This window comes from Thiomicrorhabdus chilensis DSM 12352, assembly GCF_000483485.1.
In the GTDB taxonomy this organism is placed as follows: domain Bacteria; phylum Pseudomonadota; class Gammaproteobacteria; order Thiomicrospirales; family Thiomicrospiraceae; genus Thiomicrorhabdus; species Thiomicrorhabdus chilensis.
The window spans coordinates 2,266,805-2,287,956 of record NZ_KI519609.1; the positions used below are offsets into that span (position 1 = coordinate 2,266,805).

General features: G+C 49.8%; 17 protein-coding genes. 11 read left to right on the forward strand and 6 right to left on the reverse strand.

Annotated features, from left to right (window positions below; translation table 11 throughout):
* The first annotated feature begins 149 nt into the window (after positions 1-149).
* The 3 genes from B076_RS0110805 to B076_RS0110815 all read left to right on the forward strand — a co-directional run bounded on the left by B076_RS0110805 (position 150) and on the right by B076_RS0110815 (position 3,204).
* On the forward strand, positions 150-758 hold the full coding sequence (locus tag B076_RS0110805; protein WP_028487332.1) for a superoxide dismutase: 609 nt from the start codon (positions 150-152) through the stop codon (positions 756-758).
* Positions 759-983: 225 nt separating this feature from the next.
* Positions 984-1,811: a DUF6502 family protein gene (locus tag B076_RS0110810; RefSeq protein WP_028487333.1), complete on the forward strand. Its 828-nt coding sequence runs from the start codon at positions 984-986 to the stop codon at positions 1,809-1,811.
* A complete protein-coding gene (locus B076_RS0110815) occupies positions 1,801-3,204 on the forward strand; it encodes a DUF5666 domain-containing protein (RefSeq protein ID WP_028487334.1) in 1,404 nt (467 codons plus the stop codon). The genes B076_RS0110810 and B076_RS0110815 overlap by 11 nt, the downstream gene beginning before the upstream one ends.
* Before the next feature lie 200 nt (positions 3,205-3,404).
* Here B076_RS0110815 and B076_RS0110820 read toward each other — a convergent pair whose 3' ends face one another.
* Positions 3,405-3,584 carry a rhodanese-like domain-containing protein gene (locus tag B076_RS0110820; RefSeq protein ID WP_028487335.1) on the reverse strand — a complete coding sequence of 60 codons (180 nt, stop codon included), beginning with the start codon at positions 3,582-3,584 and terminating at the stop codon, positions 3,405-3,407.
* 161 nt (positions 3,585-3,745) lie between these two features.
* Positions 3,746-4,900, reverse strand: coding sequence for an MBL fold metallo-hydrolase (locus B076_RS12765; protein ID WP_051347310.1), 1,155 nt, complete (start codon positions 4,898-4,900; stop codon positions 3,746-3,748).
* Positions 4,901-5,076: 176 nt separating this feature from the next.
* Between B076_RS12765 and B076_RS0110830 the strand changes: the two genes are divergently transcribed.
* The 7 genes from B076_RS0110830 (at position 5,077) to hisI (ending at position 12,420) form a co-directional block, all read left to right on the forward strand.
* Positions 5,077-5,634, forward strand: coding sequence for a thioredoxin family protein (locus B076_RS0110830; protein WP_028487336.1), 558 nt, complete (start codon positions 5,077-5,079; stop codon positions 5,632-5,634).
* A gap of 246 nt (positions 5,635-5,880) precedes the next feature.
* Positions 5,881-7,008, forward strand: a complete 1,128-nt coding sequence (locus B076_RS0110835; RefSeq protein WP_028487337.1) for a glycerate kinase — start codon at positions 5,881-5,883, stop codon at positions 7,006-7,008.
* A gap of 253 nt (positions 7,009-7,261) precedes the next feature.
* On the forward strand, positions 7,262-8,554 hold the full coding sequence (locus tag B076_RS12770) for a DUF3419 family protein (protein WP_038150545.1): 1,293 nt from the start codon (positions 7,262-7,264) through the stop codon (positions 8,552-8,554).
* Between the two features lie 28 nt (positions 8,555-8,582).
* On the forward strand, positions 8,583-9,734 hold the full coding sequence (locus B076_RS0110845; RefSeq protein ID WP_028487338.1) for a GNAT family N-acetyltransferase: 1,152 nt from the start codon (positions 8,583-8,585) through the stop codon (positions 9,732-9,734).
* 58 nt (positions 9,735-9,792) lie between these two features.
* A complete protein-coding gene (locus B076_RS12775; RefSeq protein WP_084205765.1) occupies positions 9,793-10,719 on the forward strand; it encodes a UDP-2,3-diacylglucosamine diphosphatase in 927 nt (308 codons plus the stop codon).
* Between the two features lie 178 nt (positions 10,720-10,897).
* Positions 10,898-11,974, forward strand: a complete 1,077-nt coding sequence (locus B076_RS0110855) for an exonuclease domain-containing protein (protein ID WP_028487339.1) — start codon at positions 10,898-10,900, stop codon at positions 11,972-11,974.
* A 5-nt stretch (positions 11,975-11,979) separates the two neighbouring features.
* Positions 11,980-12,420, forward strand: a complete 441-nt coding sequence (gene hisI / locus B076_RS0110860) for a phosphoribosyl-AMP cyclohydrolase (RefSeq protein ID WP_028487340.1) — start codon at positions 11,980-11,982, stop codon at positions 12,418-12,420.
* A 39-nt stretch (positions 12,421-12,459) separates the two neighbouring features.
* Here hisI and B076_RS13105 read toward each other — a convergent pair whose 3' ends face one another.
* Positions 12,460-15,270, reverse strand: a complete 2,811-nt coding sequence (locus tag B076_RS13105; RefSeq protein WP_051347311.1) for a PAS domain-containing hybrid sensor histidine kinase/response regulator — start codon at positions 15,268-15,270, stop codon at positions 12,460-12,462.
* 395 nt (positions 15,271-15,665) lie between these two features.
* Here B076_RS13105 and B076_RS12785 point away from each other — a divergent pair, with 395 nt between their 5' ends.
* Entirely contained in the window at positions 15,666-18,431 is a 2,766-nt protein-coding gene (locus B076_RS12785) for a methyl-accepting chemotaxis protein (protein ID WP_051347312.1), read from the forward strand.
* Between the two features lie 11 nt (positions 18,432-18,442).
* On the opposite strand, the gene truD is transcribed toward B076_RS12785, so the two are convergent.
* The 3 genes from truD to B076_RS0110885 form a co-directional block, all read right to left on the reverse strand.
* The gene (gene truD / locus B076_RS12790; protein ID WP_245566355.1) at positions 18,443-19,552 is read right to left on the reverse strand and encodes a tRNA pseudouridine(13) synthase TruD; all 1,110 of its coding nucleotides are present in this window, start codon (positions 19,550-19,552) and stop codon (positions 18,443-18,445) included.
* A 131-nt stretch (positions 19,553-19,683) separates the two neighbouring features.
* Positions 19,684-20,145 carry a hypothetical protein gene (locus tag B076_RS0110880; RefSeq protein WP_028487341.1) on the reverse strand — a complete coding sequence of 154 codons (462 nt, stop codon included), beginning with the start codon at positions 20,143-20,145 and terminating at the stop codon, positions 19,684-19,686.
* 44 nt (positions 20,146-20,189) lie between these two features.
* Complete coding sequence (locus B076_RS0110885; RefSeq protein ID WP_028487342.1) at positions 20,190-21,125, reverse strand: Tim44 domain-containing protein; 936 nt, start codon at positions 21,123-21,125, stop codon at positions 20,190-20,192.
* Positions 21,126-21,152 lie beyond the last annotated feature (27 nt).

The following is a 21,152-nucleotide window of genomic DNA, read 5'->3' on the forward strand; positions in this document are numbered from 1 at the left end:
GTTGAGGGCTTTTCTGCACAAAGCCCTCATTGAGCATCTGCCCTGGATAATACCCGATAAAACAACTCAACTATTTACAAAGTCACTGGGTTGACTACAATATCGGAGACGACAATTAAATTACCATTTACATACAAAAGGAAATAAACATGGCTTTTACCCTTCCTGACCTACCGTACGATTACAATGCGCTTGAAGTCTCCATTGATGCCCGCACCATGGAAATTCACCACACCAAACACCACAACACCTACATCACCAACCTGAACAACGCCATTGCCGGCACCGAAAACGAAGACAAGTCTTTGGAAGAATTGATTGCGAACGCAGGTTCCATCTCTCCGGCTGTGCGCAACAATGGTGGCGGACACTGGAACCACTCATTCTTCTGGGAAGTGATGACTGGCGATAGCATGGGGGCACCAAGCGGTGCTTTGGCCGACGACATCAGTGCCACTTTCGGCAGCTTCGATGCCATGAAAGAGAAGTTCAACACCGCCGGTGCCACCCGTTTCGGTTCTGGCTGGGCTTGGTTGACGGTCTCTGCGGATGGCAAACTTGAAATCTCTTCAACACCTAACCAGGACAACCCATTAATGGATGTAGCCGAAGTGAAAGGAACACCCATCCTAGGTTTGGACGTTTGGGAACACGCTTACTACCTACGCTACCAAAACCTACGCCCGGCTTACATGCAAGCTTGGTGGGACGTGGTTAACTGGGATAAAGTATCCGAGCTGTATTCAGCCGCCAAATAAGTTCGTTCCAGTTCAAAAAAACCTCGCGTTGCGAGGTTTTTTTTCGTCCCTTAAAAACCGACAGGCCTGTCTTTACAGGCTCCAGCTTGTCAAAAACGGCAAACTCCCCCTTTTTACGTTACATTGCTTCTTTACCTTTTCATCGCTCATAACCTGCAAAATTCAAATGCGTAAATCAGCAAAAAAGATTTGACTCTTTATTTTTTGGGAATATAATCCCAAAACATGAACAAGACATTATTAGACACTCTCAACCAAACCGCCTTGATGATTCTGCGCCCGCTAGCCAGAACCATGATTCGCAACGGCGTCTCCTGCGGCAACTTCGAAGCTTTGGTTCGCAAAGCTTATGTGGATGAAGCTTTCCGTATGGGGGAACTCAACAACACCAAAACCACGGTTTCCAGCGTATCCGCCCAAACCGGGCTGTCACGCAAAGAGGTCAAGCGCCTCAGGGAGCTCATTGAAATCGATCCTGGACAAAACGATCAGAAATACAATCGCGCCACACGGGTCATCAGCGGCTGGACCAACCATCCTGATTTTCTTGATGAACAGGGCCAGCCTATGCCGCTGACCCTCAATGGCGATTCTGAGAATTCAGCTGCCAGCTTTGCTGACTTGGTCAAACACTTCAGTGGAGACATCACCGCCAAAGCGATGCTTGACCTCTTACTGAATTCCAACACCGCCAAACTTGACGGGCAAACGGTCAAGCTCCTCAAACAGGCCTATGTGCCCGGCAACGACTCCTCGGAAATCGCACTGATTTTGGGAACCGACACCGCCGAACTCATTGAGACCATTAGTCACAACATGACAACCGAAAGCCATGAAAAACGTTTTCAGCGTAAGGTTTCGACCCATAAACTTGACCGCAAATCGTTGCAGCTTTTCAAGCAGCGCTGTGAAGATCAGGCTCAAACCTTACTGGAAGAGCTCGACCAATGGCTCAGCGAACACGAAACCGATGACCCCAAAGAGGCTCAATATGTGAGTCTTGGAATCTATTACTACCAACCCGAAACGGAAGGAAACAGCAATGAACAATAAATTCAAACTCAGCGCACTGGCAAGCGCCATCACCCTAACCCTGGCCGCTTGCGGCGGTGGAAGTGGAACAGGCGACATCGCCGGAATTGGAGGATCAGGTTACACCTCAACCGGAACCGTAACCGGATTCGGCAGCGTCTACGTCAACGGCGTCAAATACGAAACCGACAGCACCGAATTTGATGTCGAAGGGATCAGCGCAACCCAGAATGAACTCGCCATCGGCATGGTGGTAAGAGTGGAAGGGACCGTGAACGCCGACGGTCAAACCGGTACCGCATCACGAATCGTGTTTGATGACGAATTGCAAGGGCCGGTTTCCAATCTGACTGTGGATGCGGCAAACCCCGACATCAAAACCTTCGATATTCTCGGTATCAGCGTCAAGGTCGACCGTCGTCGCACCGAATTTGACGACAAAGACAACCAGGGCTTCAGTTTTGACAATCTCACAGATGGCAACACCGTCGAGGTCAGCGGATTCTTTGATGCCAACGGCATGTTAAACGCCACTTACATCGACCGAGAAAACAGCCTTGATGACATCAAGCTTCAAGGGAAAATCACCAATTTAACTGCGACCACTTTCGAAATCAATGGCCAAACGGTCAACCACAACACGGCAGAACTGGATGACAATCTCATCTTGGTTGAAGGCTTATGGGTCAAAGTGGAAGGCACACTCGATACGGGCATACTCGTCGCCTCCGAAATCGAAGCGGTAAACAACGACAGCTACGATGAGAACGACGAGATGGACATTGAAGGCTTCATTTCCGACTTTGTCAGCAACGGCGATTTCACGGTCAACGGTATCAGCGTAGACGCCAGCAATGTCACTCTCTCTGACTACGTCACCTTGGGTAATAATGTGTGGATCGAGGTCGAGGGTACCTATGCCAATGGCGTGTTGGTAGCCGACGAAATCGAACTGCGCGATGGCGAAGTTGAAATCGATGCCGTCATTGATCAAGTGAATGACGACGGCAGCTTCAGCGTCACTGTTGGCGGCCAAAGCATCGAAGTGCAAATCGGCTATGAAACCAAGTTCGATTTTGAAGACGGCACCAGTGAGCTGAGCATTGGGCAGTTTGTGGAGATCGATGGTTATCAAATCGACGCCAACACCCTGTTCGCTTTGGAAGTGGATGTCGAAGATGCCTCCGGTGACGATAATGAACTCCAAGGAATCTATCAAGGCACTAACGAAACGCAAGACGTCATCAAAATTCTCAATATTGAATTTACGGTAAACGACAACACCGATTTTGGTGACCTCAACGATATGACCGGGTTCCTTGCCAGCGCGGTTGTCGGCGAAACCCTAGTCAAAGTTGAATACGACATCGATGGCGTGGCCATTCAGGTTGAGATCGAAGAAGAGGACGACTAAAATCCCCTTCATTCAATTCAATCGCTATTCAAGCCCTGCATTGCAGGGCTTTTTTATTGATAAAGATTCAACAACCTCCACCCAGGATAATGTTTTACGTCTACCCTTTATTAAAAGCATTCCACAACACTGACTTTCCAAGCTTCCAGTAAACCGAGGGATTTGTTTTAAATGTGCTGCTTTTAACGCTTCATAAAAACTCAATCAATACGGCAAGGTTCCTTGAGCGTCACAACCATGCCTTCATCAGAAGGCTTAAACACCGGATAACCCGCCGACTGCCAAGCGTTCATTCCACCCAGCAAATTGCTCACTCTGGAAAACCCCATCTCTGACAACACCTGTGTAGCCAACGCCGCACGACCAACCAATCGGCACACGACCAAAACCTAATCAACGTAAACACCCTGTATCCACATAACTGGATACAAGGCACAAAAAAACCGGAAACCTCAACAACGAGACTCCGGTTTTTTATTTTAAAGACCTGTTAACGCCCTATTGAAAAATGGACAGGCCTGCTTAAAATGCAGGCAGACAATCAGTTGTCGTCTTTTTCTTCTGCCGGCAAATGGCGTAAAACGTCATTGAATATTTTACGCGCATTGCCTTTATAGGTCTGTGCATACACAGGACGCCACGCAAACTGGCTCTGATCAATTTTTAGCGCCTCATCCACCCCTTTGCCTGCACGAATCAATTCAAGCGACTCATCACGCATATACTTCAGATATTCGTATGTATCCTCAGCCACTTTCGCCATGGTTGACGGGCCGCCGTGTCCCGGAATCACCAACGCATCCTCTCCGGCATAGGCGCGCATCCGTTCAAAGGCTCCCATCCAGTCATGCGTATTGGTGTATGGGAAAACCGCAATCATCCGATCGGCATACCCCAGATCACCGGTAAACAGCAGTTTTTTCGAAGGCACAAAAGCCACCGTTGATCCTCGAGTATGCGCTTCGCCAAAATAGCGCAGCTCCACCGTTTCGCCTCCGCCAACATCAATCTCAGCCCGATCTTTAAATGTGGTGTATTTCGCCGTCATATTCCGTGCCGGTGCATAGAGAGCTTCATCGCCACGCAGCACCCCGCGTTCAACTCCTCTGTCAAACGCCTTATTAAAATCCTTGGTCGCAAATTCCTGCGAATAAATATGGCGTACACCCACGTCCCACCAATAACTTGCACCTAAATTGGCGTGTCCCTGGTTATTCTCGATCACCACCCATTTCACAGGCTTATCGGTTATACGTTTAATCTGCTTATGGGCGCTGTAGGCTACCACCGGATTCGGTCCGGCGTTATACACCATGATCCCATCCTCGAACTCCACAAAACTGATATTGTTGTTAAGACCAAAATTCTCTTTGGTGGCCCACATCAAAGCACCGGTAATGGTATAAACACCCTCTGCCGCCTTTTCCAACGGCGGAATCGGCAACTCCGGTCCAATATAGCCTTCATTCCGGACACGCTGCTGCACTTCCTCGGCGTAAGCGGCCACCGAAGTTAACTGGCTCTCTTTGGCATAATGCTGCATCCCCGCCACAAACGGGTCCTGATACCCTTCTGTTTTGGCGGCAACGGCCGTCTGCATCCCTAACAACAAGGCACAAAGCCCACCCAAGCCTCTGCTTAAACCGGTTTTAATTTTTTTTAATCGCATACGCAACGCATCCTCCACCCTATCCATTTCTGGCTCTTATTATTGTTATTCAAATGTTAATAAAAAATGTAGCGCTCACTACACATAGAATAATGATTCTAGTCTCTCCATGAAGCGTTTGCAACTGCCTTGCATCCTCTCACCGCTTGACGCATACTGGCCTGCAACCCGAATACCCATCGATCATTGACAAGGAGAAAACCATGGTCAGTTTAACCACTCCCATTTGCGAATTTAACCAGCCGGCCATCGACTTCAATCTGCCAGGCGTCGACGGCCAGAACTGGACACTCGAAAAAGCCAAAGGGCAAAACGGCCTGCTGGTGATGTTCATCTGCAATCACTGTCCATACGTTAAAGCAATTCATCAACGGCTAGTGGAGGACACCCGCATTTTGCGCGATGAGTTCGGCATCAACAGCATCGCCATCATGTCCAACGACCCGAACGAATATGCCGAGGACTCCTTTGAAAATATGAAGAAAATTTCCGACGAATGGGGCTTTCCTTTCCCTTATGTGCTGGATGAAACCCAAGAAACGGCCAAAGCCTACGGTGCCGTGTGCACCCCAGACTTCTTTGGTTACAACGCCGATTTAAACTTGCAATACCGCGGCCGCCTCGACGAATCCCGCAAGGAAACCGCCCCCGAAGGTGTGCGCCGTGACCTGCTGGAAGCGATGAAACAAATTGCGCAGAGCGGTCAAGGACCTTTGGAGCAAATTCCCAGCATGGGCTGCTCAATTAAATGGAAAGACTGAATTCGGCAAAAGCAAACCTGCTGGACGAGTCGCCCCCACTCGTCCGGACGGTCGCGCCGATATAGACAGGCCTGCTGGTTTTACACTGTATTTTCCTTACGCCTTTTGGTAAGGTAGAAAGTGTCGTTGAGCAAAGACTGGCTTCCTATCCGGAGCCATGCCGAGCCTTAACAATAACGACTCCCCATCCCGCCGCAACGATGCGCCTATCCGATTTCAGAAATCAACTTTGCCAAGGATTTTGCCATGAACAGACCACTTTGCGTATTGCTCGCGCCCGACAGCTTTAAAGGTTCGCTCAGCGCCATTGAGTTTTGCGACATTGCCACTCGGGTGATTCAGTCTCACCATCCGCAGGCGCAGGTGATTTCCCGCCCCATGTCGGACGGTGGTGAAGGGTTTGTGGACAGCTTCGTATTTGCCGGTCTGGCTGAAAAACAGACGTTATGGACATCCAATGCCCTGGGACGCAAAACCAAAGCCCAGTTCGCTTGGCAAGAACATACCAAAACCGCCATGATTGAAATGGCGCAGGCCTCAGGCCTGCCCGGGATTCGCCCGGAAGAACGCAACCCTTTACAGACCCACACCTATGGCACCGGACAAATCATTCAGGCGGCGCTTGAACTGGGCGCCAAAAAAATCGTACTGGGGCTGGGCGGCTCGGCCACCAATGATGGCGGTGCGGGCGCCTTGCAAGCCTTGGGAATCCCGCTTCTCAACGCCCAAGGAAAAGAGATCAATTTAGGAGGTCAGGGCTTGCGCAATCTGGCTCAAATCGGTGACATCCCCGCCCACTTGCTGGAGGTGGAATGGCAGCTGGCGTGCGACGTCACCAACCCGTTACTGGGAGAACATGGAGCGACCGCAGTGTTCGGTCCGCAAAAAGGGGTGACGCCACAGAACTTCGACATATTGGAAAACGGACTCAAAAACTGGGCGCAGGCCATAACCGCCAAAACCGGAAAGGAAGTAGCCGAAATTCCGGGATCCGGTGCGGCAGGCGGCATGGCAGCGGGATTCATTGGCCTGCTTAACGCCCAGGTCAGCCCAGGATTTGAGATTCTGAACCAAACCCTGCAACTGGATACTTTACTCGAAAGCCAATCTATCGACTGGATCATAACCGGCGAGGGGCGCATGGATCTGCAAACCCGCTATGGCAAACTGCCAATGCGCATCGCGGAAATGGGACTCAAACACAAGATCCCAACCATCGGGATTTGCGGCACTTTACAATGTGCACCCGAAGATTTGCCGGAATTCCAGGCGCTGTTCAGCATCCTCAACGCCCCGATGCACGAAATCGAGGCGTTTCAGCAAACTCCGCAAATGCTGCACGATACCCTAAGCTCCCTCTTCCGCCTCATCTGACAACTGACTGATCCAATTTCCGTGCGGATCATCAGTGAATCTAGCCCCGCCTGTTTGGCGTAAACGCCTGCCAAACAGACAGGCCTGCCGATTTTCAAAACAGGCTTTTCTCCGCCTTTATTTTTTCAAGATTTTCAGCCGACTAGCTTCCCACCCGACAGTCACAAAGCTGTTATACAAGCTTCATAAATGATTAAAAAACCGCTTTTAAGATGGTCAATTGAAGACTTAGGCCATCAAAAGGGTAGCATTCATGAGCATCAGCACGGCAACTGCGGAACCGATCAAAACCAAAAACCTGCTCGATTCGGCAGTCAACAACACCTCCATCTTCAGCCGCAAAGGGCTGCTGGATCGACTGTTCACTACCTGGTTCGACCGCTTGGTTTACCCTCAAATCTGGGAAGATCCGGAGGTGGATATCCAGGCTTTGCAGCTCAATGCCCAGTCACGCATCTTCACCATCTCTTCCGGCGGCTGCAATGTGCTCAACTACCTGACCGAACATCCGGCCTCCATCACCGTAGTGGATCTCAATGAAGCGCACATCGCTCTGTTGAATCTCAAGCTGGTGGCCATTGAACACCTGCCCGACCAAGCCTCTTTTTTCGACTTCTTCGGCAAAGCCAATCTCAAAAAAAATCTGGATCGCTACCACGCCTACATCAAACCCAACCTGGATCAGAAAACGCAGGATTACTGGGAAGGGAAAACCAGCCTCTTCGGCAAAAAGCGCATCGAACTGTTCACCGACGGCTTTTACCGCCACGGTCTGCTTGGGCAATTCATCGGCTTCATCCATTGGATCAGCAAGCGCCTTGGCTATGACATTTCGCAACTGATGCGCGCCCGCACCTCAGAAGAACAAAGCGCCCTGTTCGAACAGCATGTCGCACCGGTGTTCGACACCCGTCTGGTCAAGTTTCTGTGTCACCGTTCCGTAGTGATGTACAGCCTTGGCATTCCACCGGCCCAGTTCGACGAGATGAATCAGGAGTCCAAAGAGGCCAAACTGGGCATGCATAACCTGCTAAAAGAACGCGCCCGCCACTTGGCATGCGACTTTCCGCTGAAAAACAACTATTTTGCCTGGCAGGCTTTCAACCGCGAATACGATCTGACTCATCGTCAGGCGATTCCGCGCTATCTGCAAAAAAATCAATTTGAAACCCTGCAACAAGAACGCAGCAAGGTTCATGTCCATCACCTTTCCATGACCGAGCGCCTTAAACAGATGCCGGCACACAGCCTCAACGCCTACCTGTTTCTGGATGCACAGGATTGGATGAATGAAACCCAACTGCACGAACTTTGGCAAGAGGTTAACCGCACGGCCATGCCGGGCGCACGCGTAGTCTTCAGGACCGCCGGAACCCAGTCACCACTTGAACAGAAGCTCTCCCCGGATTTACTACGCCACTGGCAGAGCGATGCCGAAGAGAATCAGCGCTACACCCAACAGGATCGCTCCGGCATCTACGGCGGTGTATTCCTTTACCGTAAAGACAATCAGGAAACCGACCTGAGCCAGACACCCCAGGACTAGAGTAAATAGGATGATTGGAACGCCAAGCATGACAATGAAACCACCTGAAATCGCCTGGTCTCGAGCGCACAATTTTGTATTGGGTCTCAATAGCCTGCAACAGGGCGATTCAAATGAACAGCCGGTTTACCAGGGCTGCAAGGCAATTCACAACATCAATACCGAACTGGAAACGGTGATCATCGACAATCATGCCTTTCCACTGACACGCAATGAAACCGACTACGACAACAGCTATGTGTGCTCGCCTTATACCGCCTACATCCGTTACGCTCGTGACGAACTTGGCCTGCTCAAAAGCCGCAAACTACGCTGGTTGATGAGAGGCGTGATTGTCATGGCGGCAGGCTTGCTCAGGCTTGGAAAAATAAACCAGACGGTGTCGGTCAATAACTGGCTGTTTTCGACCAACCCCCTGCCCAAATGGCAGGACAAAACCGTTAAAGCGTTAACCCAGAAATTGATCCAGTCCAACCCGCAACACAGTCTCAGCATTCGTTCCTTGAACTGTGAGACCGATGGTGCCTTGATGCAACATCTGGCCGCCAATGGTTGGATCATGCTACCGGCGCGCCAAGTGTATCTGTTTCTTCCTGATGAAAAGGGCGAGAATCCACCTTGGTGGAAACGCAACAATGTGCAAAACGATCAACGGCTGTTACGCAAAACGCCGCTAAAACGGGTGGAACCCAATCAACATCAGGCACAGGACTTTGTCGAAATCGAACGTTGCTTCAACCAGCTGTTCATCGAAAAACATTCCGCCTTCAACCCGCAATTCAGCGCCGAATACTTCAAGTTCTTGCATCAACAGAAACTGGTCGAATTTTACAGTTATCGTGATGAGACCGGGCGAATCGTCGCCAGTCTGGGGATGTTCACCCAACATGGCGTACTCACCGCCCCCATTGTCGGTTACGACACCCATCTACCCAAGTCGCTCGGACTCTATCGCTTACTGATGGCCACACTGCTGGAACTGACGCGGGAGCGCAACTTGCCTTTGAACTTGAGTTCCGGAGCCGGACATTTCAAACGCCAGCGCGGCGGCCAAGCGGTGATTGAATACACCGCCTTGTATGTGCGCCACCTGCCCTGGAATCAACGCTGGATACAGAACGGTTTTGCCAAATTGCTCAACCGTTTCGCAGCGGACTTCCTGCAAAAACACGAACTCTAACAAAATGAAATCGACTCTATTCCACCCGAATTTGAACCTGAAACAAGGCTAAAAAACCATGAACCAAGCACACACCCCTGAATGGATGCAGTTGCAAACAGAAGTGATGTCGGAACTGCACAATGCGGGGAGCTCCCCGGCAGACGCCAAAACGGAGAATGAAACTGAACCCCAACATTCAGATTCATCGGTCAATCGCCATTACCGCACCATCTGGATATCCGATACACACTTGGGTTCAAAGGGGTGTAAAGCGGACTACCTAAGCGAATTTCTCAAACAACACAACTGCGACACTCTGATTCTGGTCGGCGACATCATCGACGGCTGGCGCATGCGCAAGCGTGTCTATTGGCCGCAAGCGCACACCAATGTGATCCGCCGCATCCTCACGCGCGCCAAACGGGGCACCAAAGTCATCTACATTACCGGCAACCACGACGACATGCTGCGTCGCTATTCGGGCATTCAGTTCGGCAATATCGATCTGGTGGACGAATACTTTCACACCACGGCAGACGGTCGTAAAATCTGGTGCATCCACGGTGATCAGTTCGACGGTGTGGTGCAATGCCACCGCTGGATCGCCCTGTTCGGCGATTTTCTATATGAAACCGTACTCCACTTCAACCGCTGGTTCAACCAAGCGCGGCATCGCCTAGGCTTTGGCTATTGGTCGCTTTCGGCCTACCTCAAAGGAAAAGTAAAACGCGCCGTCAACTTCATCTCCGACTTTGAAACCGCGGTCGCAAAGGAAGCACACAACCAAGGGATGGACGGTGTGGTGTGCGGACACATCCATCATGCGGAAATCCGTCAGATCGGCGAAGACATCACCTATTACAATTGCGGCGACTGGGTCGAATCCTGCACCGCTCTGGTGGAGCACCATGATGGAAAAATCGAACAGATTCACTGGGTGAAAATCGACCATCAAAACCGTCCGTCTGAAGAAGGTTCCGAACCCGTTCTTCAACCCACTTAAACGCTTTCTAAACAAAGAATACCTTGCGGTTAATCCTTTTTAATCCGAGTCAAATCCGCGCTTTTTAACGGATTTGGCGCTTAGATCTGGACAGGCCTGCCTATTTTTAAGAATTGCTCACCAAGCCGGTCGGCAACTGTTAAAATAAGCGTTTTTAATTTCGATACAAAAGACTTCCATGAGCAACGCACAACTTATTCTGATTGACAAACGTAACCAGCCTTTAAAAGAGTATCTAGTCGCGGTTGCGGCCTCCGACGGCTTAAACATCAAAGGCGTGCAAATCATGGCTTCACCGGCCAAAGGTGAAAAAGCGTTGCTCAATGCCGATCTCATCATTCCTCCTTTGGAAGCGTTTGAATTCAACGTCAAAAAACTGGTCAACGAGATCCTTAAGAACCTGTCGGTAAAAGGCGACATCATTGACGTGGACACCTTTATCGAACGCAGCAGCGAAGATGAAGACGTCCAAAAATCCTTGAAAAAGTCGGTTAACCGTCTCAAAAACAAACTGGAAGCCCTGATCAAGGAATTCACCTCTTCGGAAGTCATTCCGCTGATTCAGGAACGCCGCAACGATGCCCTCTTCAAACTCAAAGAACATGACGAAAAGCTTAAAGACAAGAAGATCGTCTGCATCGACATCGAAGCCACCGACATCTGCACCAACCCGGAAGCCGACATCATCCAGATCTCCGGTTGCGACCAGTTCGGCAAAGAACTGTTCAACCAACTGATCAACCCGGGTTACGACATTCCGGAAAACGAAAAACACAACATCACCACCGAGATGGTGCAAGGTCAGCCGACCTTGGCGCAAGTCTGGGATGAGATTCACCAAATTCTCAAAGACGCCGATGTGGTGCTGGCGTACAGCACCGAAAGCGACTTTGCCTATCTGGAAAAAAGTGCCGAGAAGAAACTGCTGCCGTTTGAGCTGGATTACAACACCTGGCTGGATGCCGCCGAACTCAGTAAAGACCTGATTGGGGCCCTGCGCTGGCAGAGTGAAAAAATGTACTGGTTCTACAAGACTCCAAAACTCACCGACGCCTATGAGCGCGTACTGGGTAAACCTTTTCCTGGCGATGCACACGACGCGCTGGCCGACGCACGTGCCACGGTCGAATTGTTCCAGTCCATGCTCATCAAGGGGCGCAAATCCCAGGTGGCGATCAAAAAACCCAAAGCCGTCAAACAAGAGATTACCAACAACCCGTTCGCCGCGGCCTTTGCCAACGCCAAACGGAGCTAAGCCCCATGTCAGAATTGAGTTTCAAACAATTGGAAAAAGCCAAACAGGGCGACACTTTTGAATGGGATGAGTTGAAAAAACAGCTTAAATTTGATGAAAACGGTCTGATTCCGGCGATTGCCCAGCAATACGACAGCAAGGAAGTATTGATGATGGCTTGGATGAATTTGCAGTCACTGGAAGAGACTCTGGAAACCGGGCGGGTGTGTTACTGGTCGCGTTCGCGCCAGAACTACTGGCGCAAAGGCGAAGAATCGGGGCAAATTCAGGTATTGAAAGCACTGGCTCTGGATTGCGACGGCGACACCATTTTATTGAGTGTTGACCAGACCGGACCGGCGTGCCATACCGGCAGAAGAAGCTGTTTTTATACGGCCGTGGAAGGTCATCAGGTGAAGATTCTCAACAACCCGCTGATTGACCCTAACGACCTTTATAAAAAGTAAGTTTTCACCTTTAAAAACCGACAGGCCTGTCGGTTTTGTCTATTTTCGTGGCAGATCCGGAAACCATTTGTAGACCATCTTCTGAAAATCCTCCATAAACAGCGGTTTCACCAGAAAATCGTTCATACCCGCTTCCAAACAGCGTCGTTCGTCCTCTTTGTAGGCATTGGCGGTGAAGGCGATAATCACGGCCGGATTCAGAGGTTCCAACAAGTCTTCCTCCTGACGAATCAGGCGACTCGCCTCATAGCCGTCCATAATCGGCATCTGACAATCCATCAGCACCAGGCCGAACTGTCCATGATGCAGACGCCAGAACTCAAGGGCTTCCAAGCCGTTATTGACCACATCGACCTCCAGACCCAGCTTGTGGATAAAGGCTTCGGCAATCTGCTGATTGGTCACATCATCCTCAACCAGCAATACCCGTTTCAAGGGTTTTTCCTGACCTGGACGTGCTGTGTCGACCACCGACTCCGCCGGCAAGGCCTTGTCCTGCTGGGCCATTTCCTCTTGCAGTGACCACTCTTGTTGCGGAATATTCGTCACCAAACCGAAATTCAATTTAAGGATAAAGGTGCTGCCCTGCCCCAGTTCGGAAACCAGTTGAATGTCACCCTCCATCAAATCAACCAGCTGCTTGGTGATGGCCAAGCCCAAACCGGTGCCGCCATAATGGCGTGAGGTCGAGCTGTCGGCCTGGGTAAAAGGTTCAAACAACCGCGCCTGCTGAGACTTAGCGATACCGATTCCGTTATCCTGCACACTGAACTGCAAATGGGTTTTGCTCTCATCGCTTTTCAGCAAGGCGACATTGATGTGCACTTGACCATTGGGGCTGAACTTGATTGCATTGCCGACCAGATTGAGCAACACCTGCCGGAGCCGCAGAGCGTCGCCTTGAACCCAAAGCGGACAGTCCTGTGCATAAGACTGTTGAATCGAGACGCCCCCAATCTTGGCTTGCGGCATCAGCAAACGAACGCAGTTATTGACCAGATCCTGAAGGTTGAAAGGTTCATTGAAAAGATGAATCCCACCCTGTTCGAGTTTGGAAAAGTCGAGCACGTCATTGAGGATAGCCACCAAGGAGCGGCCGCTTTCACGAATGGCGCCTAAATATTTTTGCTGCGACTCATCTAACGGGGTTTCCGAAAGCAAATCCGCCATTCCCAAGACCCCGTTCATCGGGGTGCGGATTTCATGACTGATCATCGCCACGAACTGGCTGCGGGCCTGAGCCAGGCTTTCCGCGCGTTCCTTAGCCAAAAGCATTTGCTGCTGTGCGGCTTTCTGCAGGGAAACATCGCGAATCACGCTGGCAACCACCACACCATCAGCGGTCTGCAAATGATTCAAGCTGACCGCCAATGTCAATTGTTTGCCGGAAGAGGTTTGCCCTTTGCACTCATTTTGGGTGGTCACACCGGAGATCAGCAAGCCCTCCAGAGCCTTTTGGTAGGAAGGAATCCACTCGACCATGGACAAGGCCTTGACCCCTTCCCTATCGGTTTCAAACAACTGTTCGGCCATTTTATTCAAACTCTGAATGCGCCCTTGGGTATCGGTCACCACCATGGCATCCGGGGCATTTTCAATCAGGGTGGTAGCTTGCTGTTCAGCCAACTTTTGTGCTTGTATTGAGGTAATATACCCTTGAATTCGAGCCACCTGATTGGTTTTAGTGCGGGTCAAATGCACCAGACTGTATACCCAAATGTAATCCCAGTCCGCGGCCATTAAGCGATATTCAATTTCAAAAGAAGGCACTTCATTATCAATCGCCCGCAGGATCGCCTGCTTGAAGCCAGGCAAATCTTTAGGGTGAACCAAATCATAAAAGCTGCGCTCTGCAATCAATTCCGAATCCCTAAACCCCAGCAGTTGAAAAACATTAGGGGAGACATATTCAATCGACATGCCTGCCGGATAGTTTTTTTCAAACAGAACCGTTGGCCCTGCATTGAACAACGCACTGTAAGAGGCTTTCTTTTCAGCCTGAAAACGCGCCTGATTGGCTTTTTTAAGGTAGTAACTGAACACCAGCAACAGCAACAGCAGGCCAAAAAACAACAACCAGGCAAACAGGTTAATCTGCCGGGCATATTTGGCAAATACGCCATCCACCGGCAGTGCCAACAACATCCAACGGGTATTCTCGACAGACTCTTTAGCGAGAGCATTTTGATGGAAATTTACAGGCATGGCTTTCTGCACAGTCTGATCCGAACCAGCAGACGAAGAAATCACAATTTTCTCTGGATTTTGCACTTCAACCAGCACCAACTTCAATTCGGGGCTGGCAAACTGGCTGAGCAATTTCTGCAAATGCTCAAGGGTGAAACTCACAAATAACGCCGCCATCTCCTCACCCCGACTGATTCTAACAACCACATCAAAATGGTAACCTTGCCCAGAGTGATGCAGTTCGGCTTTAATGTCGCCCTGGGTTTGCGTCATCATTTTCTCGACCTGCCCCTGACACTGGGCATCCAGCGCATCACCCTGACTGACGACAACCGCTCGGCCATGACGATTGATGACTGCAAACTCTTTGGCTTCGCTAAAAAGAGTGAAAATATCGCTGGAAATCTGCGTAAAGTCATAAGGGTAACCACCACCGGTAGCCAATTCGTAAATTCGATCCTGGTGATGATTGGCAATGGAGCGAATCACCAAGTGATAATTATTCAGGCGTTCATTGATCAGGCTATTGACCCCTTTGGCGGTCACCGTAGCAGTTTCCTGCAAACGCTCCTGGTAGCTCTGCTTCAAATACTGGCTTCCAAAATACACCGCCAACGCAATCAAAACCACACCCAACACAATGCTCGGTGAAAGCGACTTCATAAACAACGGTTTAAATTTTGACAGCTTGGCGGACAATGGGTTCAACCTCTCAGAGTTAATAACAAGAGTTTAAAGCATAGCACCCGCTTTTTTAAAGCGTTAAAAAAATAACTCGCAATAAAGCTTTTAACAAAAAAAACCACATCATAAGTAAGTTTATGCATACCAAAAGTTTTTCTTATTCACAAATTATGCAATAATTATGCAACCTTATTGATTATATGGTTTAATCTAAATACCCTTATTTTCATAGGTCATTGACTTTAAAGCAAAGACAACGAAGTCCATGCTTTGATTTTGACATTTTCAGACTGGTTCACCCCCTCTCCAAGAAGGAACACAGACCATGTCTAGTGAGTTTTATAAACGATTTAATCACTGCGAGTCTTTTAAGAATGAGAAACAATCAGCCCGTCACAAATCAAGAGTACGTTGTCCCTGAAGGCCTTATTTTGGTTTCCAAAACCGATCTTCAAGGCACCATTACCGAATGTAACGATGCCTTTGAGGCCGCCAGCGGATTTTCAAAAAACGAACTGATTGGCCAGGCTCACAACCTGGTACGCCACCCGGACGTGCCGGAGGCTGTATTCAAAGACATGTGGGCGACTTTGAAAATGGGGGCGCCCTGGACGCAAATGGTCAAAAACCGTCGCGCGGATGGCGGTTTCTACTGGGTACAAGCCAATGCCACTCCGGTCTATAAGGACAATCAGATTGTCGGCTACATGTCAGTGCGTACCGCCATCAGTGAAGCCGATAAGCGCGCGGCAACTCAAGCCTATCAAGACATTGCCGCAGGCAAAGCCAAAATCAAACACGGTCAAGTCATTTATGGATTCGACTGGTCACGGTTGAACTTCTACCCCAAACTCAACCCCCAATATCAGATGACCTTGATGATCGGCCTGCTTTACCTGTTGCCTTATCTGATTTATGCCGAAACAATTGGCAGAGGACACATGGAGGTGGCATTGGTCACCATTCTGGGATTAATCCCCCCTTACCTCTATGGTCTGGCAAGACTCAAATCCGACCGCAAAATGCGGGAACGATTGAGAAGACTGGCCGCCAATGATCCTATGCAAACCGAACAATCCGATCCCACCACCTACAACGGTAAAATGCAAAGTGCATTTAAAAGTGCCTGCCTGGGTGCGGTGGAACGATCTGAAGAGAGCGCTTATCAATTAGACAAAGCCAACCAGCTGCAATCCGCCATCGACCAGGTCAGCGCCAATGTCATGATTGCCGACAGCAAACTCAATATTGTCTACATGAACCAAACCATGACGGACTTCATGAGTGAACGCGAAAACCAGTTACAAAGCGAACTGCCCAACCTGAAGGCTGATGAAATTTTAGGCTCCAGCATCGACATATTCCATAAAAATCCGGAACACAACCGAGCCATGTTGCAGCAAATAAAAAAACCGACTGTTGCCAGCATTCAGGTGGGTGGATTCCATCTTGAACTCAACATCGTACCGGTTTTCAACCGCGCCGGAATACAGACTTCAACCTTGGTGGAATGGCGAGACTGTACCGCAGAATTCCAATTAATCGACCAGGTCAACAGCACGGTCAATGCGGCCAAAAACGGCATACTGACTCAACGCATTGACCTCTCCAAGGTCAATGGTGTAGCCAGACAGCTGAGCCAATCCATCAATGAAATGCTGGTTGCGATAGAAAAGCCGATCAATTCCGCGGTACAGATTGCCGTCGCCTTGTCGAGCGGGGACTTGACTCAACAGATTAACGGCCGTTATTCGGGTCGGTTTGCGGTCATGCAAGACAGTCTCAATGTCGCCGTCAACAATCTTTCATCGATGATGGCGCAAACCAAAAACACCACCATCAGAGTCGAAGAAGGTGCCCAGCAAATCAACACCGGCAGTATCGAACTGAACGAACGCACTCAGAATCAGGCGGTCTCAATTGAAGAGACCGCCGCCAGCATGGAACAGATGACATCAGCCGTGAAGCAAAATGCTGAAAACGCACAGCAAGCCGCTCAAGCCACGCAACGTTCGGCCGAACAAGCCAAACAAGGCGTCAAGGTCATGGATGATGCTATTCTCTCTATGCAACAGATTAACCAGTCTAGTCAACGCATTAACGACATCATCAGCTTGATCGACAGCATCGCTTTCCAAACCAACTTATTGGCTCTGAATGCGGCGGTGGAAGCGGCGCGTGCCGGTGAGCACGGACGCGGTTTTGCGGTGGTGGCCGGAGAGGTCCGAAACTTGGCCGGAAAATCCTCCGAAGCCGCCAAAGAAATCCGTCAACTGATTGAGGATACCGTACAGAAAGTATCAGAAGGAACCCAGCATGTGCAGGGCTCAGGCGAAGCATTGAATCAAATGGTGGAATCCATTACTCAGGTCAATCAGATCATCGAAGAGATTGCGACTTCCAGTCATGAACAGAGTGAGGGCATTATCCAGGTCAACCAGGCCATCACCAATATCGATTCCGCTGTTCAGCAAAACGCCGCCATGGTGGAGGTCACGACCTCTACCGCGGAAGAACTGGAGAAAATGGCCAAAATCATGATCGACAATGTCTCTCAATTCAAAATGCATGAATTAAAAGGCACCCCAGCTACGGGAGACGATATGAGCGGATTTGATTTTGCCCGGGCACGTCGCGCTCACACCCAGTGGCGTGTCAAACTTAACGCCTACGTCAATGATGTGGACATTGAATTCGACCGCAAAAGCGCAACCAACCCTAATCTTTGCGAACTCGGAAAATGGATGAAGGACAGCGGTAAACGCTATCAACATCTATCAAGTTATCAAACATTGCAAAGCGCGCACACTCAACTGCATGAACTCATTGGAAACATACTCGAATTCAAAGAAAATAATGATGAAGATGCCTTGAAACAGGGATTGACGGAACTATTCCAGCTTAGCGAAAAGGTTGTCTCGGAGCTGCACCAGCTTGAAAAAGAGCTTCAACAAGATTCGCTAAGCAATCAACACAAAGTTGCTTACCTGCCGGGAAATGAACCGAAAACATCCGAACAAAAAGCCAGGCATTCAGGCACTTTGCCGAAAACACAACTTGCCCAGAATTCCGCCAAACCGGAACCCAAAGTAGCGAACAGCGGCCTCCAGCCCAGTCAGGACGAATGGGCTGAATTTTAATCGATAAAACATCATGATGTAGGGGTTTCAGGGGGACGCGATCCACGCTCTTTATGTTGGATTTGAGCGTCCTCTACCTTCATGATTTCACGCATGACCATCGTGGCGTAACTGCCCGCTGGCAATTCAAACTGCAGACTCAAAGTATCTGTTTTCAAAACCCAACTAATATTCTTGGGCAACACCCGCAAAGCTCGGCGATCCTGTTTGAGCCCCAGGCGCTCAAGCCCATCACGCCAAACCTCGTAAGACTGCATTACCTGCTCCTCCAAATCGCGAACACTCCCTTGACTGGGCAATTCACCGCGTCCGAACATGGGGCCGGTAGGATGTAAATCCCCTTCTTCAACCCGCTGGGACAAATCCGAAGAACCATCTTCACTAAACCAGCGGCTTGAGCCTTCAAGTTGCAACACATCTCCACTGACGAAATGGTTCCAGTCGCCTTTCTGAACCCGCTGACTCAACACCAGGTTAAACAGCCAGGAACGGGCCGAGGAGATGTACATACTTTTTTGATTGCGCTTGACTCGCTGCAGTTTTCCGGACAGAAACTCGGTCGCCTTATTGAGGTTGCGGCCTTGATAACCAAAACGTTGCTCGCCAAAGTAGTTGGGCACCCCGCCCTGTTGAATGGCAAGCAAACGCTGTTCAAGCGTTTCGCACTCACCATGAATGTCACGCACCACCAATTCAAAACGGTTACCACTCAAACCCCCGGTTTGCAATTTACGCTGATGACGTTGCATCTTGAGTATGCGTACAGAATCCAAACCTAAAGCCTCCGGATCGGGATCGCTTTGGCCCGGCAACTGGATGCTGAACCACTGGCGAGTGACCGCATGCCGATCTTTCTGCCCGGCTACGCCGATACGCGCTGGCGAAACTCCAGCCCATTTCGCCAGTTGCTGCAATACCCAATCGGTATTCTCGCCGGTTTTTTCCACCCAGCACCAAAGATGCTCGCCTTCACCGCTCAGTTCGAAAGCGATCTGCTCTTCCACCAAAAAATCCTCAGGTTTTTGCTTATAAATTCCTGAGCAGCTGGGGAGACCATACGCATAGGCCAAACCCGACATTAAAGGTTGCGGCAATTCTTTATTCATCTTTTCAATACTCATAAAAAAACCCGGCAAAACGCCCTGGTGTTACCAGAGTCGCTTTACCAGGCCTGCTGATTTTAAAAATGCGTTGATTCAAGCCAATTCAGTCGCTCAATCGTCGCCTCATCTTTGTCTCGCGTTTTACAAGATCAGAGATCCTTGAATACGCGCTCGCTAATGGGGCGCTCTTTACCCTCAGGCTTGGAATCGTAGATCTGGACTAAAATCTGACGGATATTTCCCGGCACCACATAATCTTTGATCAACTCGCGCGCGCCGATCGGCGAATCCTTATGGATATAGGTGTAGATATTTCTTAACTGACATTTATTATCCGGATCCGAAGCCAAAGGACGCAAAGTCCCTTCACCGGTGATTTTCACCGACTCTTTGGTCAAAATCACAACCTTATGATAATAAGTATCGGACAAAGGCTGTTTAAAGCAGATTTGAAGCACGCGGTCGAAATTTCCGGAACCCTTATCCAAATTAGAGACCACTTGGGCCGATTCTAACTCGACCGGCTCCTTGGAGCATCCGCTGAAAAGACTCATAACCAAAACCGAAAAAACCAGTGTCAGCAGTCCGTTTTTAACCCGACCTCTTTCCATCTTCCTTCCTCCGCTTACGCTTAAACTTTAGGCTGTGCGTCCTTTTAAACTTCCTGCTGAATCCCTGCAACCAACCAATTTCCTTGATTGGAAAGCTTACGACGAATATGCCAGATTTCACGGAAAGCGTGAGCATCGGCCCCGGCCTCTTCCTGAATAAAACCACTGAAACGCACACTCACCACAAAATATTCACCATCAACGACCCTATCCGCCATTTCGGCATATAAGGTATCGACCACAGTGTGGTTGTCACCGGATACACGTCCTTGCATCTGCTGTTTTATCTCGGCAAACAGTTCCGGCGTACAATAAGACTCAATTTCAGTCACATCCAAATCATCCCAAGCTTTTTGCAAGGTAATGAAATGCCCTTTCGCTCCCTGCAAAAACTGCTCGGCATCAAACCAGTCTGGCACTTCAGCCATGAATTGAGCCTGGCTGGAAGGAGCTTCCCCTAGTGCTGAGCCGATAATGGAGTCGCCGCCTTTGGCCGCAAAGTCCGATTGAGGCGAATGGGATTCACGTCTCTGCAAGGACTCATCACGCGAAGCGACTGGCTCAAACGGACGGGAAGGCTCGACATAAGCTGATTGATAGCTCGACTGTTGGGCTTGTCGCATACGCGCAGCGGCAAACAGCTTAAAGAGTACAAAAGCAATCAAGCCCAAAATCAAGAAATCCATGATTTGAAAGCCTTCAAAACCGTCACCGAACAGCATGGCGGCCAATAAGCCACCTGCTGCCAAACCGGCCAAAGGCCCCAACCACTTGGAAGCGCCACTGGTCGCAGCCTTACCAGTTGAGGTCGCCGCAGGCTTGCTGGCGGTTGACTTGGGTGCGGTGTTATAGGACTTGGACGGCACCGACTTGGAATAACCGAAACTGGAGCCTCCCCCAAAACGTTTGGCCTCCGCGACCTGCACCATAGACATGAAACCGAATAAAAATGTAAACACCACCAGCCAAGATTTTTTCACGACTTACTCCCAAAATACAATGATAAG